Annotated in this window: 13 protein-coding genes; 10 read left to right on the top strand and 3 right to left on the bottom strand. The window is 73.5% G+C overall.

Annotated features, from left to right (window positions below):
• Window positions 1-4: 4 nt before the first annotated feature.
• Complete coding sequence (locus tag ABD332_RS16835) at window positions 5-1,345, bottom strand: fibronectin type III domain-containing protein (protein ID WP_344502866.1); 1,341 nt, start codon at window positions 1,343-1,345, stop codon at window positions 5-7.
• Window positions 1,346-1,428: 83 nt separating this feature from the next.
• On the opposite strand from ABD332_RS16835, the gene ABD332_RS16830 reads away from it, so the two are divergent.
• Window positions 1,429-2,157, top strand: a complete 729-nt coding sequence (locus tag ABD332_RS16830) for a TetR/AcrR family transcriptional regulator (RefSeq protein ID WP_344502865.1) — start codon at window positions 1,429-1,431, stop codon at window positions 2,155-2,157.
• On the opposite strand, the gene ABD332_RS16825 is transcribed toward ABD332_RS16830, so the two are convergent.
• Together ABD332_RS16825 and ABD332_RS16820 are read right to left on the bottom strand one after the other, a co-directional pair.
• Window positions 2,154-3,041 (bottom strand): helix-turn-helix domain-containing protein, encoded by an 888-nt coding sequence (locus ABD332_RS16825; protein WP_344502864.1) that lies wholly within the window; start codon window positions 3,039-3,041, stop codon window positions 2,154-2,156. The two genes, ABD332_RS16830 and ABD332_RS16825, sit on opposite strands and share 4 nt — an antisense overlap.
• Before the next feature lie 110 nt (window positions 3,042-3,151).
• On the bottom strand, window positions 3,152-3,592 hold the full coding sequence (locus ABD332_RS16820; RefSeq protein ID WP_344502863.1) for a hemerythrin domain-containing protein: 441 nt from the start codon (window positions 3,590-3,592) through the stop codon (window positions 3,152-3,154).
• Window positions 3,593-3,714: 122 nt separating this feature from the next.
• On the opposite strand from ABD332_RS16820, the gene ABD332_RS16815 reads away from it, so the two are divergent.
• The 9 genes from ABD332_RS16815 to ABD332_RS16775 all read left to right on the top strand — a co-directional run bounded on the left by ABD332_RS16815 (window position 3,715) and on the right by ABD332_RS16775 (window position 13,210).
• Window positions 3,715-4,368 (top strand): aldolase/citrate lyase family protein, encoded by a 654-nt coding sequence (locus ABD332_RS16815; RefSeq protein WP_344502862.1) that lies wholly within the window; start codon window positions 3,715-3,717, stop codon window positions 4,366-4,368.
• 338 nt (window positions 4,369-4,706) lie between these two features.
• A complete protein-coding gene (locus tag ABD332_RS16810) occupies window positions 4,707-7,520 on the top strand; it encodes a sensor histidine kinase (RefSeq protein ID WP_344502861.1) in 2,814 nt (937 codons plus the stop codon).
• A 50-nt stretch (window positions 7,521-7,570) separates the two neighbouring features.
• Window positions 7,571-7,966: a roadblock/LC7 domain-containing protein gene (locus ABD332_RS16805; RefSeq protein WP_344502860.1), complete on the top strand. Its 396-nt coding sequence runs from the start codon at window positions 7,571-7,573 to the stop codon at window positions 7,964-7,966.
• An 85-nt stretch (window positions 7,967-8,051) separates the two neighbouring features.
• Entirely contained in the window at window positions 8,052-8,627 is a 576-nt protein-coding gene (locus ABD332_RS16800; protein WP_344502859.1) for a GTP-binding protein, read from the top strand.
• 142 nt (window positions 8,628-8,769) lie between these two features.
• Entirely contained in the window at window positions 8,770-9,960 is a 1,191-nt protein-coding gene (locus ABD332_RS16795; RefSeq protein WP_344502858.1) for an ABC transporter substrate-binding protein, read from the top strand.
• A gap of 5 nt (window positions 9,961-9,965) precedes the next feature.
• Complete coding sequence (locus ABD332_RS16790) at window positions 9,966-10,841, top strand: branched-chain amino acid ABC transporter permease (RefSeq protein WP_344502857.1); 876 nt, start codon at window positions 9,966-9,968, stop codon at window positions 10,839-10,841.
• Window positions 10,838-11,803: a branched-chain amino acid ABC transporter permease gene (locus tag ABD332_RS16785; RefSeq protein ID WP_344502856.1), complete on the top strand. Its 966-nt coding sequence runs from the start codon at window positions 10,838-10,840 to the stop codon at window positions 11,801-11,803. The genes ABD332_RS16790 and ABD332_RS16785 overlap by 4 nt, the downstream gene beginning before the upstream one ends.
• Window positions 11,796-12,527: an ABC transporter ATP-binding protein gene (locus ABD332_RS16780; RefSeq protein WP_344502854.1), complete on the top strand. Its 732-nt coding sequence runs from the start codon at window positions 11,796-11,798 to the stop codon at window positions 12,525-12,527. Before ABD332_RS16785 ends, ABD332_RS16780 begins: the two co-directional genes overlap by 8 nt.
• On the top strand, window positions 12,524-13,210 hold the full coding sequence (locus tag ABD332_RS16775) for an ABC transporter ATP-binding protein (RefSeq protein WP_344502853.1): 687 nt from the start codon (window positions 12,524-12,526) through the stop codon (window positions 13,208-13,210). Before ABD332_RS16780 ends, ABD332_RS16775 begins: the two co-directional genes overlap by 4 nt.
• Window positions 13,211-13,241 lie beyond the last annotated feature (31 nt).

Genomic DNA, 13,241 nt, shown 5'->3' with positions numbered 1-13,241 from the left:
TTCGTTATTTCCGCTGCGTGCAGGCCAGATCCGACAGTGCGACGCTGTCCGTCCCATAGACGGCGGCGACCGTGAAGCAGTAGTCGAGCTTCGGGTTGAGGCCGTTGAGCGTGTACGTGGTGGCGCCCGCGGCGAGCACCTGCAGCTGTCGCAGCGCGCCCTGCTGGCCGCCGGCGACGATGAACGGCACCGATCCCTGCGACGGATCGGTCCAGGTCAGTGTGATGGACGTCTTGTCGTCCCGCAGCTTCAGTGCGCCCGGCGCTTTGGCGCCATCTGTAGTGGCCTCGCCGGTGGCGCTGGGGGGTGCGCTCGTCGGGGCGGCCGCGCCGGTCTGCTGGTCGGGGCGGGCGGCGACGAACGAGACGACCGCCGCGGCGACCCCGCCGAGCACCGCCACGACCAGGATCACCAGCAGCGCGATCAGCGGCGAGCGGCGGCGGGGCGGCGCGGGCTCCGGCACCCACGGGTCGCGGTGCCGTTCCTCCGCCGGGGCGGGCGCCGGCCACGGCTGCGCGGCCGGGCGCTGCAGGACACCCTGGTGCACCTCCTGCCAGCCCTGCTCGCCCGGCGCCTCCCGCGGCACCGGCTCGTCCCAGTCGTCCTGCTCGTCCGGTCGCCACAGCGGCGCGTGTACGGGCTCCGGCGGCCACACGTCACCCGGTCGTGGCTCCGGATGGAAGATCGGCCGGTCGTCGGCGTCGGGGCCGCCACCGGGGGCGGGCGTCACCGGCGCGGCCGCGGCGGCCGGCATGGCCGCGCCGTCCGAGCCGCCGGCCGGGCCGGGGCGCTGGTCGACGGGCCAGGCCGGCGGGGCGGGGCTCGGCGACGTGGTCCCGGTCGGCGCGGACAGCGGCTCGAACGGCGCGGGCGCCGACGGGTGCGGGGCGTGGAAGGCCGTCGCCGGCACCGCGGGCTCCGGCAGTCCCAGGTATCGCCGCGCCGCCCGGACGCTCGGGTGGTCCTCGCCGAGCGCCGCCGGTCCCAGCCTCGCCAGCTGGCCGTAGCGCCGCTTCGCTTCGTAGACGTTGCCGAGCTCGTCGGCGATGCGGGCCAGCTCGTAGGACAGGGCGAGCATCACCGCGTGCCCGTCGCCGAGCCGGTGGTAGCCGGCCGCGAGCCCCTCCTCCAGGACCCGCCTGGCGTCGCTGAGCTCGCCCAGGTCGGTGTGGAACTTCGCGAGCACGCAGGTCGCGGCGAGCACGTCAGGGTCGTCGCCGCCGAGGCTGCCCGTGGCGGCGTCGAGCGCCTGGTCGAGCAGGGAGAACGCGCCCCGCACGTCGCCCTGCGCCGCGACCGCGCGGGCGCCCTGCATGGCGTTGGCAAGCTGGGCGGACGAGGACACGCCGATACTCTGCCCTGTTCCGTGCCCGTCCCGCCACCCCCTGCGCCGCCCCGGTGCGAGCGTGCCTGATCGATACTTGAGGTATGGCAGATCACCCGCTGAGCCCGCTGCCCGGGGCCCGTGAGGCGCGCGACCCGTCCCGCGCCATCAAACGCGGCCCGAGCAGGGTCCCGCCGGAGGTCGTCGCCGCCAACCAGCGGGAGCGCCTCTACGACGCCGTCGTGCACACCGTCGCGGAGAAGGGCTACGCCAACGCGACGGTCAGCGACATCTGCCGTGCCGCGGGCGTGACCCGGCCCGCCTTCTACGCGCTGTTCGCCGGCAAGGACGACGCGCTCATCGCCACCTACCGGCACGGCACCGACCTCCTGCTGCACCTGATGGAGTCCGCGTTCCGCGCCGAACCCGTCTGGCGCGACGGCGCCCGCGCCGCCCTGCGGGTGCTGCTGCAGGTCCTCGCCGAGCTGCCGGCCTTCGCCACCACGGCGGTGGTCGAGATCGACGCCGCCGGCCCGCTGGCCAGGGCCGAGCGCGCCGAGCTGCTGCGCCGCTTCGACCGCTTCTTCAGCGAGGCGCCGAGCGCCGGCGACCTGCCGATGCCGGAGGAGCTGGTCGAGACGGTCGTCGGCGGCATCTACGCGACGATCTACCGCCACGTCGCCGCCGGCCGCGTCGAGCAGCTCCCCGCGCTGCTGCCGATGCTCGCGTACTTCACGCTGGTGCCGTTCGTGGGCCGCGAGGAGGCGGCGAGCGAGCTGTCGATCCCCGTGCCGGAGGGCCCGTCCGGCTGCCGCCTGACGCCGGAGGTCTAGGCCGTGCGGGGCGCCAGCGGGGTGAGGCGGCCCGGCAGGGACGAGCGCTGGTGCGGCACGCGCGGCGGGGCGGGGGAGCGCAGCAGCGTCGCGCGGAAGGCGCCCGGGGTGAGGCCGGTCTCGCGGGCGAAGAACCGGCCGAAGTTGGTCGGCTCGTCGAAGCCGAGCCGCCGGCCGACCTCGGCGACGGGCAGCGTGCTCGTGGCGAGCAGGCGCTTCGCCTCCAGGGCGATCCGCTCGTCGACGATCTGCTTCGCGCTGCGGCCGGTCATCACGAGGCCGGCGCGGGTCAGCGTGCGCACGGAGCAGCCCAGCCGCTCGGCGTAGTCCTCGACCCGGCGGTGGGTGACGTCGCGCTCGATCTCGGCGCGGAGCTGGTCGATCAGGTCGGCGGCGGGGCCGGAGCGCACCGGTGGCGCCAGCGCGACGATCCGCATCAGCAGGACCGCGACCTGGTGCGCGAGGAGGGCGCGGCTCAGCTCGCTGCCGTCGCTGCGGGCCCGGTCGACGGCGATCTGCGCGATCTCAGCGACGATCGCCTCCTCGTCCTCGCCGGCCGGCTGCCAGCAGGTGGGTGCGGTCGGGTCGGTGACGAGCCGCACGGGCAGCGGCGGCAGGGCCGGCAGCGTGGCGGGCGGGAAGGCGAGGACGGTCGCGTCGAAGCCGGCCTGCCCGCCGAACTGGTGCACCTGGCCGGGACGCCCCCACAGCAGCGTGCCGGGGCGGCAGGCGTGGGTCACGAAGTCGATCGTGTGGGTGCCCTGGCCGGTGCTGGCGAGGATGACGACATGGTCGCGGACCCGCTGCGGCGCGGGGTGTGCGGGCAGGTCGCTGAGCCGCGCCGCATCGACGGCCGCGGTCGGCGAAGCCCGCAGAAGCACCATGACCTGCCCGACTGTACCCAAGCAGGGCCGAGCCGTCATCTCCACCGGATTCCGGTGCCGGCCCGGCCGGAATCGCGCTCATGACGCCTGTCCGGGCGTGCGGGCCGGGCTCAACCGACGCTGATGCCGGCGACCGCCAGCTCCTCCAGGCGGACCTGCTCGAAGGCGGCGCCGATCTCGATGAGGCGGGCCTCGTCGACGGACTCGCGCAGCGCGGGCAGCGTCGACGTCTCCTCCTCCTCGACGTGGTGGCCGACGGTGGCGATGAAGTCCTCCAGGCGGTCGTTGAACGACTCGTCCTCCGGGCCCATCCGCTGCAGGTCGTGGAGCATCCGCTCCGCCTCGTGGTGCTCGTCGGCGCCGCGGTGCGCGACCTCGTCGGGCAGCGACGGGTACACCTGCTGCTCCTCGGCGTGGCTGTGCGCGGTGAGCCGCGCGGCGATCTCGTCGAGCAGCAGCTGCCGGTCGCCCGAGCCGGCTCGGAGCCGGTCGAAGAGCTGCTCCATGAGCCGGTGGTCATTCATGATCAGCGTGACGGCGTCGGATGCCATGACTCCCCCTGTCGTCGCGGTCACCGTTCAGCGTGCATGCATACCCGGCGGCAAGAAGGGCTAAACGGTCAAAACGCACCGCACGACGTGCGCGGCGCGCACTTCCGACCGATGATCGAACTATGCGGTCGTGGCTGTATATCCCCGATATCCGAAATGTCGGAAGCATCGGTACCAGTGAGGCGGACGCCCTGGTGGTCGACCTCGGTGGCGCCGCCGACCCCGCCGCCGTAGGCGGCTGGATCGTGGACGCGGCCCGGGAGGCGGTCTGGGTCCGGCTGGACGCGACGGAGCGGGGCCGGCAGGCGCTGCGGGTCGTCGTCTCGCCCGCGCTGACCGGGGTCTGCGTCGCCGCCGAGTCGGCCAGCGAGATCGCCGCCCTCAGTGCCGTCATCGCCGAGGCCGAGGAGGCGGCCCGGCTGCCGGTCGGCCGGATCGCCGTCGTTCCCCGCCTGGCGACCGCCGCCGCCGTCCTGCAGGCCGCCGAGATCGCCCGCGCCCCGCGGGTCGCCCGGCTCCAGCTCGCCGAGGGCCCCCTGGCCCGGCAGCTGCTGGTCGAGCCGGGCGACGACGAGCGCGAGCTGCTGTGGGCCCGGTCGATGGTCGTGATGGCCGGCGCGGCGGCCCGGCTGGCGCCGCCGATCGCCGCGGCGTGCCCGCCCGGCACCGATTGCGAACCGTCCGGCGTGGTCCTGCGCCGGCTCGGCTTCCGCGGCCGGACATGCCTTGACGAGAACCAGGTCCGGACCGCCAACAAAGTATTCGCAACCCCATAGGACATTGGCACGAAATTATGTGACCTACGGCAAATACTTACCCTTTGTGCTGTCGGCGATGCGTTCGGTGAATATTTCCGTCCCGTAAAAACCTGGAAACGTCGCCGTTGCGCCCGGCGTCCCATGGCCAGCGGAAGTTGGCCCCGTGGCAGCCGTTTGGGTCCGTATGGGTTCGTGTACACCAACCCAACGGATGAGGAAAAACAAGGCGATCGGCGGCGCGCGTGCGACATCGGTATTGACACGGATCGGCCGACCTGTGATTGTGCTCAACGTCATGCGCCTGCTTGTCAGGACTGACCCGTATTGTCAATCTCGGATGCCTGCGGGGACTCTTCGTGACCCAAAGCCAGAGCACGTCGTCGCTGCCCGTCCCAAGACAGGAGCGCGACACTCGGCTGAGTCCCGATCGTCGGCCGACCCGTCACGCCGCCGCCCCGGCCGCGCCTGAGCGCGACCCACGGGCCGGGCGGCGTGAACGGCCCGGCCGGCGCATCATCGACCAGCTCCGCCTCATCGTGGGCGTGCCGCTCGTCGCCGTCGTCGTGTTCGCCGGCATCGCCCTGGTGACCACCGTCCAACAGGTGAACCGCAGCCGGCAGCTGCAGGACCTCTCGGCGCTCGCCTCCGACGCCGGCGGCCTCGCCCACGCGCTGCAGCGCGAGCGGGCCGCGGCCGTCAACGTGCTGCTCAACCCGAACCCGGCGCAGCTGGAGGCGTACTCGTCGCAGGTGATGATCACCGACGACAACGTCACGGCGTACCGCGAGAGCCGCGCCGGCATCAGCGACGTGCCGGACGTGGTCCGCCGCGTCGACTCGAACCTCGACGGCCTGGCGCAGCTGCGCGAGCAGGTCCGCAAGGACGCCCGCGCGTCGGTGTCCGGCATCGCGTTCAGCTACCGCATCCTCATCGCCGACCTGCTGTCCTACCGGGAGTCGGTGGCCCGCTCCGGCGCCCCGACCGAGCTCGCCGACCAGATCCGCGCCGCCGCCGCCCTGTCGCGCGCCGCGGAGGCCCTCGGCCAGCAGCAGGCGGCCGTGCTGCGCGCCGTCGCGGCGACCGAGCTGACCCCGGCGCTCCAGCAGGAGATCACCGCCACCCGGACGAGCTTCGTCGAGGCGACGGTCCAGTTCAACGACCTCGCCCCGGCCGAGTGGCGCAGGTGGTACGAGCAGGCCAGCACCGGCGAGCAGGTCATCGCCGCGCAGCGGCTGCAGGACCAGGTCAACCGCACCCGGCCCGGTGAGCGGTTCAGCCTGGACACGGGCGGCTGGATCAACGCGATGTCCGGCTGGTCGGGCCTGCTGTTCGGGGTCCAGCAGAAGGTCGACGACGCGATCCAGAAGAAGGTCGGCGACCTGCGCGACGAGCAGATGACCCAGGCCGGCTTCCAGATCGCCGGCGTCGCCCTGGTGCTGCTCATCGCGATCATCCTGACCGGTGTCGTGGCCCGGCGGATCACCCGCCGCCTGCGCGCCCTGCACGACTCGGCCCGCGACGTCGCCTACGACCAGCTGCCCGCGGTCGTCGCGGAGCTGCGCGCCGCCGCGCCCGGCACGGTCGACCCGGACGAGGTCGCGGACCGCGCCTCGGCGAAGCTCGTCGTCGGCGGCGCGGACGAGGTCGCCGACGTGGCGCAGGCCTTCCGCGCGGTCCACCGCGAGGCGGTCCGCATCGCCGGTGAGCAGGCCGTCATGCGGTCCAACGTCGCCGAGATCTTCGTCCACCTGTCCCGCCGCGAGCAGCGACTGGTCGACGCGGTCCTCGCCCAGGTCGACCGGGTCGAGCGCGACGAGACCGACCCCGACCGGCTGCAGCAGCTGTACCAGCTGGACCACCTCGCCACCCGGATGGCCCGGATCAACCTGAGCCTGCTCGTCCTGGGCGGTTCCGGCGCCGCCCGCGTCCGCCGCGAGGACGCCCCGATGGGCAAGGTCCTGCAGGCCGCGATCTCGCAGATCGAGCACTACACCCGGGTCCGGTTCGGCAGCGTCGACGACGACGTCGCGGTCGTCGCCGAGGCGGTCGACGAGATCGTGCACCTGCTCGCGGAGCTGCTCGACAACGCCACCGGCTATTCGCCGCCGGAGTCCGAGGTGTGGGTCACCGGCCGGGCCCTCGGCGACCGGGTCATCCTGCAGATCGTCGACGAGGGCGTGGGCCTGCCGCCGTCGCGCCGCGAGCAGCTCAACCAGCTGCTCGCCCAGCCGCCCGCGATCGACATCGCCGCGGTCCGCGCCATGGGTCTCACCGTGGTCGGGCACATCGCCGCGCGGTACCAGATCCAGGTGCAGCTGCGGCCGGGCCAGCACACCGGCACGCTCGCCGAGGTGGTCATCCCCAAGGACGTGTTCCGCCCGATCATGGCCTCGGAGCGGCAGCCGCAGCTCGCGCCGGCGGTCACCGCGAGCCTGCCCGCCGGGTACGCCCAGAGCGCCGGCGGCAACGGCAACGGCAGCGGTGGCAACGGGGGCGGTCCCGCCGCCCGCCCGGTCGCCGCGGAGCTGTTCACGCCCGCGCCGCGGACCGCGCCGCCGAGCCTGTTCGACGTGCCCACCCAGGAGTACCGGGTCGCGACGCCCACGCAGGAGTTCGCGCCGGTGCAGGACTACGCACCCGTCCAGGACTACGCACCGGTCCAGGACTACGCACCGGTCCAGGACTACGCACCGGTCCAGGAGTACGCGCCGGTGCAGGAGTACCGCGCGCCGCAGCCGATGCCGATGCCGCCCGGCCCGGGTTCGTGGCCGCCGCTGCCGGAGCCCGAGATGCCCTCGATCCTCGCCGACGCCGACGACTCGATCGAGCTGCCGATCTTCCAGTCGGTCAACGGCTGGTTCCGCACCGAGACACCCGTCGAGCTCGCCGACACGGGCGTGTACAGCGCGCCCGAGGAGCCCACGAACTGGGAGTCCAGCGCCGACGTCGGCTGGCGTGCCGCCCAGCAGGCGGCCACGCCCGAGGTCAGCAGCGTCACCGCGTCCGGCCTGCCGGTCCGCGCGCCGCAGCGACATCTGGTGCCCGGCGCGGCCGCGCCGGCGCAGGGGGAACGCTCCACCGCACCGCGCCGGGACCCCAGCAAGGTCGCCGCCGCGATGTCCGCCTACGCCCGCGGTGTGGCCGGCCGCCGGCCGGGCGGCGGCTCCTGATCCACATGGGCTCCCTGACGCACCAAGAACAGCAAGAGAGGACCATTTCTGTGACCGACCCGAGTAATCTCGGTTGGCTGCTGGACAACTTTGCGACCCGCACCCCCGATGTCAGCCACGCGCTGGCGATCTCCACCGACGGGCTGGTCCTGGCCCACACCCGCGCGCTGCCGCGCGACCGGGCCGACCAGCTGGCGGCCACCGGCAGTGGTCTCGTCGCGCTGCTCGCCGGCGCGGCGCGGTTCTTCGAGGCGGGCAGCGTCATCTCCAACGTGACCCAGCTCGACGGCGGCTTCATGTTCACCATGGCGTTCACCGACGGCGCGTCGCTGCTGGTGCTCGCCTCGCCGAACGCCGACGTCGGCAAGGTGTCCTACGAGATGACCGAACTGGCCAACCGGATCGGTGACGCGCTGGCCCCGACGGTCCGCGGGGCGCCGGCATGACCGGCCCGGAGCGCAGCGGAGTGGCCGGGCATCGGGATCGCAGTCTTCGGTCAGGCCGGCGCCGGAGCGCAGCGGAGGTGACGGCATGACCGCTCCGGGACGCGGGCGGCCGACCGCTGTCAAGATCATCATTGCGGGCGGGTTCGGCGCCGGTAAGACGACCCTCGTCGGGGCCATCTCGGAGATCCCGCCGGTGACGACCGAGGCGGTGATGACCGCGGCCAGCCTCGCTCACGACGACTCGACGCTCGTGCCAAACAAGGGCAGCACCACCGTCGCCATGGATTTCGGCCGGATCACGCTGTACCAGGACCTCGTGCTCTACCTGTTCGGCACGCCCGGGCAGAAGCGGTTCTGGTTCATGTGGGACGAGCTGTGCCGCGGCGCGATCGGGGCCGTGGTCATCGCCGACACGCGGCGTCTCGCCGACTGCTTCGGCGCCATCGACTTCTTCGACAACCGGCGGCTGCCGTACGTCATCGCGGTGAACCACTTCGAGGGCGCCGCCCGCTACCACCTCGAGGACGTCCGCGACGCCCTCGCGGTCAGCCCGGGCGTGCCCATGATCAACGCCGATGTCCGCTCCCGCGCGTCGGCCAAGGAGATCCTGGTCGCCGTCACCGAGCACGCCCTGGCGCAGCGCACCGCCGCCCGCCGCTGACCCCGACCGCGCCGGCGCCGATGACCGCGCCGACGCCAAGAACCGTGCCACCGACCAGAACCGCGTCACAGAACGAACGTCCGCGACCCCACCGCGAACCCCTCCGCGAACCAACCGCGAACGCAGAACACATAGGAGAACCATGCAACGACGATCGCTGGTCAGTGCGGTGCTCGCCGCCGGTCTGCTGGTCGCAGCCGCCGGCTGCGCCGACGGCGACGCTGACACCAAGTCCAACAGCGGCGCCGCCGCCTCCACCCTGAAGATCGGCTTCCTCGGTTCCCTCACGGGCACCTACCAGGCGGTCGGCACCGACCTGAAGAGCGGCTTCGAGCTGTACCTGTCGATGCACGACAACAAGCTCGGCGGCCACCCGATCGACCTGAAGATCGCCGACGAGGGCGACGGCGCCCCGACCGCGGTGCCCGCCGCGACGAAGCTCATCAAGGACGAGAAGGTCGTCGCGCTGACCGGCATCGTCGGCGGTGGCTCGGTCGCGGCCGTCGCGCCGCTGCTCGCCGAGGCGAAGATCCCGCTGATCGGCTCCAACGGCCGGCCGGAGCTCAAGGACCTCAGCGGCGTGTGGACGACCAGCTTCATGTCCACCGACGCGGGCCAGGCCATCGCGCAGCACATCAAGGACAAGGTCAACGGGCCGGTCTTCGCGATCGGGCCGGAGTACCAGGGCGGCTTCGACCAGGTCGGCGGCTTCACCACCGAGTTCACGAAGATCGGCGGCCAGCTGGTCAACGGCAAGGCGACGTGGACGCCGTTCCCGGCGACCACGAACTTCCTGCCGTACCTGTCGCAGATCAAGCAGAGCGGCGCCAAGGCCGTCTACACGTTCTACGCCGGTAAGGCCGCGATCGACTTCGTGAAGCAGTACGCGCAGTCCGACGCGAAGGACATCCCGCTGTACGCCGCGGGCTTCCTCACCGAGGGCTCGGTGCTGCAGGCGCAGGGCGACGCGGCGCGGAACATCCTCAACGTCTGCAACTACTCGCCGGACCTCGACAACGAGGAGAACCGCAAGTTCGTCGCCGCCTGGAAGCAGAAGCACCCGGACGCGACCCCGACCGAGTACGCGATGGCGTCCTACGACGCGGCCGCCGTCCTGGACCGCGCGATCGCCGCGGCCGGCGACAACCCGACCCCCGAGTCGATCAACGCCGCCGTGGCCAAGCTCGGCCAGATCGCGTCGCCGCGTGGCAACTGGCAGTTCGGCCCGAAGAACCACTCGCCGATCCAGAAGTGGTACCTGCGGCAGGTCCGCAACGACGGCCGGGCCCTCGCCAACGTCATGGTGCAGGACCTCGCGACGGTCGGTGCCTGACCGAGTTGGACGCGTACCTGATCCCGGCGGTCGACGGCGTGGCCTACGGCCTGCTGCTCTTCGTCGTCGCCGCCGGGCTCACCCTCGCCTTCGGCGTCGGTGACGTGCTCAACCTGGCGCACGGCACGCTGTTCGCCTTCGGCGCCTACGCGGCGGCGAAGGTCAGCGACGGGTCGTGGGCCTCGCTCGCGGCCGCGGTGCTCGTCGGCGCCGTGGCCGCGGCGGCCGGCGGCGCCGTCCTGTCGGCGCTGCTCGTGCCGCTCGCCGGGCGGGGCCACCTGGCGCAGGCGCTGCTCACGTTCGGCGTCGCGCTCGTCGCCGGCGACCTGCTCGTCGGGGTGTTCGGCCCCGACGAGCTGCCGGTGCGGATCCCCGCGAGCCTCGACCGGGCGGTGACCATCGCCGGGCACTCGTACCCCGGCTACCGGCTCGCCTTCATCGGCGTCGCCGCGCTCATCGCGGTGGCGCTCTACGTCGTCGTCGCCCGCACCCGTCTCGGCAGCCTGGTCCGCGCCACCGTGGACGACCGTGACATGGTCGCCACGCTCGGCGTCAACCCGTTCATGGTGCGCACCGGCATCCTCGCCGCGGGCGGTGCCCTCGCCGGGCTCGCCGGCGCGCTCGGCGCCCCGATCATCGGCCCCGGGCCGCGCACCGCGGACCTGGTCCTCATGCTGTCCCTGGTCGTGGTGGTGCTCGGCGGCATGGGCTCGATCGGCGGCGCGTTCGTCGCCGCGATCGCGGTCGGCGAGATCCAGACCATCGGGGTGACCTCGGAGACGACCCGGGACTACGCCCCGTTCCTGCTCTTCGGCGCGATGGCCGTCGTGCTGTCCGCGCGGGCCCGTGGCCTGCTGTCGGCCGGGAGGAGCGCCGCATGACCGCGCTCAAGCGCCCCGCGCTGCCGGCCCCGCTGCGGCGCCTCGCGCCGCTGGGGTTCCCGGCGCTGATCGCCGTGCTGCTGCCCCTCGCGTGGGTCCTCGACGACTACGCCACCAAGACCCTCACCCGGATCCTCGTCATCGGGCTGCTCGCCGTCAGCGTCGCGCTGCTCACCGGCGTCGCGGGCCTGCCGACGCTCGGGCAGACCGCGCCGTACCTCGTCGGGGCCTACACCGCCGCGACCCTGGTCCGGCACGACGTGGCGATCGGCGTCGTGCAGCTGCTCGCCGCGGCCGCGGCCGGGGCGCTGTTCGCGCTGGTCACCGCGCCGCTGGTGGTCTACGCGCGGGGCGTCGTCGTGCTCATGATCACCCTGGCGCTCGGCGAGCTCACCTCGACCATCGCCGGACGGTGGAAGTCGGTCACGAACGGCACCGACGGCATGCTCGCGTTCGCTTCCCCGGCCCCGCTGCCGGGGCTGGTCACGCTCACCACCGACCGGGCCACGTACCTCTACGTCCTCACCGTCGTGGCGGTGCTGGTCGGCGCGGTGCTGCTGGTGCTGCGCTCGCCGGCCGGCGCGATGCTGCGGGCCGCCCGCGACGGCGAGCAGCGGATGCGGGCCAGCGGGCACCCCGTCGCCGGGTACCTCACCGTCGCCTACGTGGTCGCCGGTGCCCTCGCCGGCTCGGCGGGCGCGCTGCTGGTCACCGTCGAGCGCTACGTCTCGCCCGGCGACGGCGGCTTCGACGTCTCCGCGCTCGTCCTGCTCGCGGTCGTCATCGGCGGCGCCACCTCGCTCGTCGGCGCGTTGCTCGGCGCGGGCCTGGTGGTCGCCGCCCGCGACTGGGTCTCCGGGCCGCTGCCCGGCCACGCGCCGCTGGTGCTGGGCGGGCTGTTCATCATCTGCGTGTACCTCCTGCCACGGGGGTTGCTGGGGAAGCGGTCGGCGCATGACTGACGTGCTCGAGGTGGAGGGGCTCGGTCGCCGGTACGGTGACCTCGCCGCCCTGGACGGTGTCGACCTGCGGATGGCGCCCGGCGACCGGGTCGGGCTGATCGGCCCGAACGGCGCCGGCAAGTCCACGCTGCTCAACCTGGTCGCCGGGTCGCTGCGGCCGACGGCGGGCCGCATCCGCCTCGACGGCCACGACGTCACCCGCCTCGGCCCGGCCCGCCGGGCCCGGCTCGGCGTCGGCCGGACCCACCAGCACCCGGCCGTCTGGTCGAGCCTGCCGGTGCTGGACAACGTGCTCGTCGCCGCCCGCCGGCCGTGGGGACGGCTGCGCGCCGGCCGCCGCGCCAGGGCCCACGAGCACGCCCGGGACCTGCTCGCCGGCGTCGGGCTGACCGGCGTGGACCAGACCCTCGCGGGCGCGCTGTCGCACGGGCAGCGCCGGCAGCTGGAGCTGGCGATGGCCTTGGCGGGGGAGCCGCGCCTGCTGCTGCTCGACGAGCCCGCCGCGGGTCTCGCCCCGCCGGAGGTCGAGGTCCTCGCGTCGCTGCTGGCGTCGCTGCCGCTCACCGTCGCGATCCTGCTGGTCGAGCACCACCTCGACCTGGTCTACGGCTTCGCCGACCGGATCACGGTGCTGCACTCCGGCCGTCACGTGCACACCGGCACCGTCCCGGAGACCCGCTCCTCACCCGAGGTGGCGGCCGCCTACGCCGGAGTGGCCCCATGACGCTGACCATCGAGGGGCTGCACGCCGGGTACGGCGGCGGCACCGTCCTGCACGGCGTCGACCTGACCGTGCCGGAGGGCACGGCCCTGGCGGTGCTCGGGATGAACGGCGCCGGCAAGACCACCCTCGTGCACACCATCGCCGGCCTGGTCAAGGCCCGCTCCGGCAGCGTCCAGCTGGGCGGCACCGAGCTGGCCCGGCGACCGGCGCACGCGATCGCCAGGGCGGGTGTCGCGCTGGTGCCGCAGGGGCGCCGGGTCTTCGCCAGCCTCACCGTCGCCGAGCACCTGACGCTGTCGCGCCGCAAGGGGGAGTGGACCCGGCAGCGCGTCCTGGACCTGCTGCCGCGGCTCGGTGAGCGACTCACCCACAAGGGCAACCAGCTCTCCGGCGGCGAGGCGCAGATGCTCGCGATCGCCCGGGCGCTGCTGACCCAGCCGCGGCTGCTGCTGCTCGACGAGCCGTGCGAGGGGCTCGCCGTCGACCTCGCCGCGCGGGTCCGGTCCGTCGTCGCCGAGCTGACCCGCACCGGGCTCACCGTCCTGCTGGTCGAGCAGCAGCCCGAGCACGCCAGGGCGGTCACCGGGCACCTCGTGCACCTGGAGAACGGCACGCTGGGCGCCGTCACGGAAGGCGACGAGGGGGACACCCAAGGGGCGGCAGGAATTTCCGTACTTCGATAGGTTGTCGGGCAGTCACCCTCCGGAGCAGGGA

The sequence above is a fragment of the Dactylosporangium maewongense genome (assembly GCF_039531485.1).
Taxonomy (GTDB): domain Bacteria; phylum Actinomycetota; class Actinomycetes; order Mycobacteriales; family Micromonosporaceae; genus Dactylosporangium; species Dactylosporangium maewongense.
The sequence above is the reverse complement of the archived record's forward strand: the minus strand, read 5'-3'. Positions and strand labels throughout refer to the sequence as shown.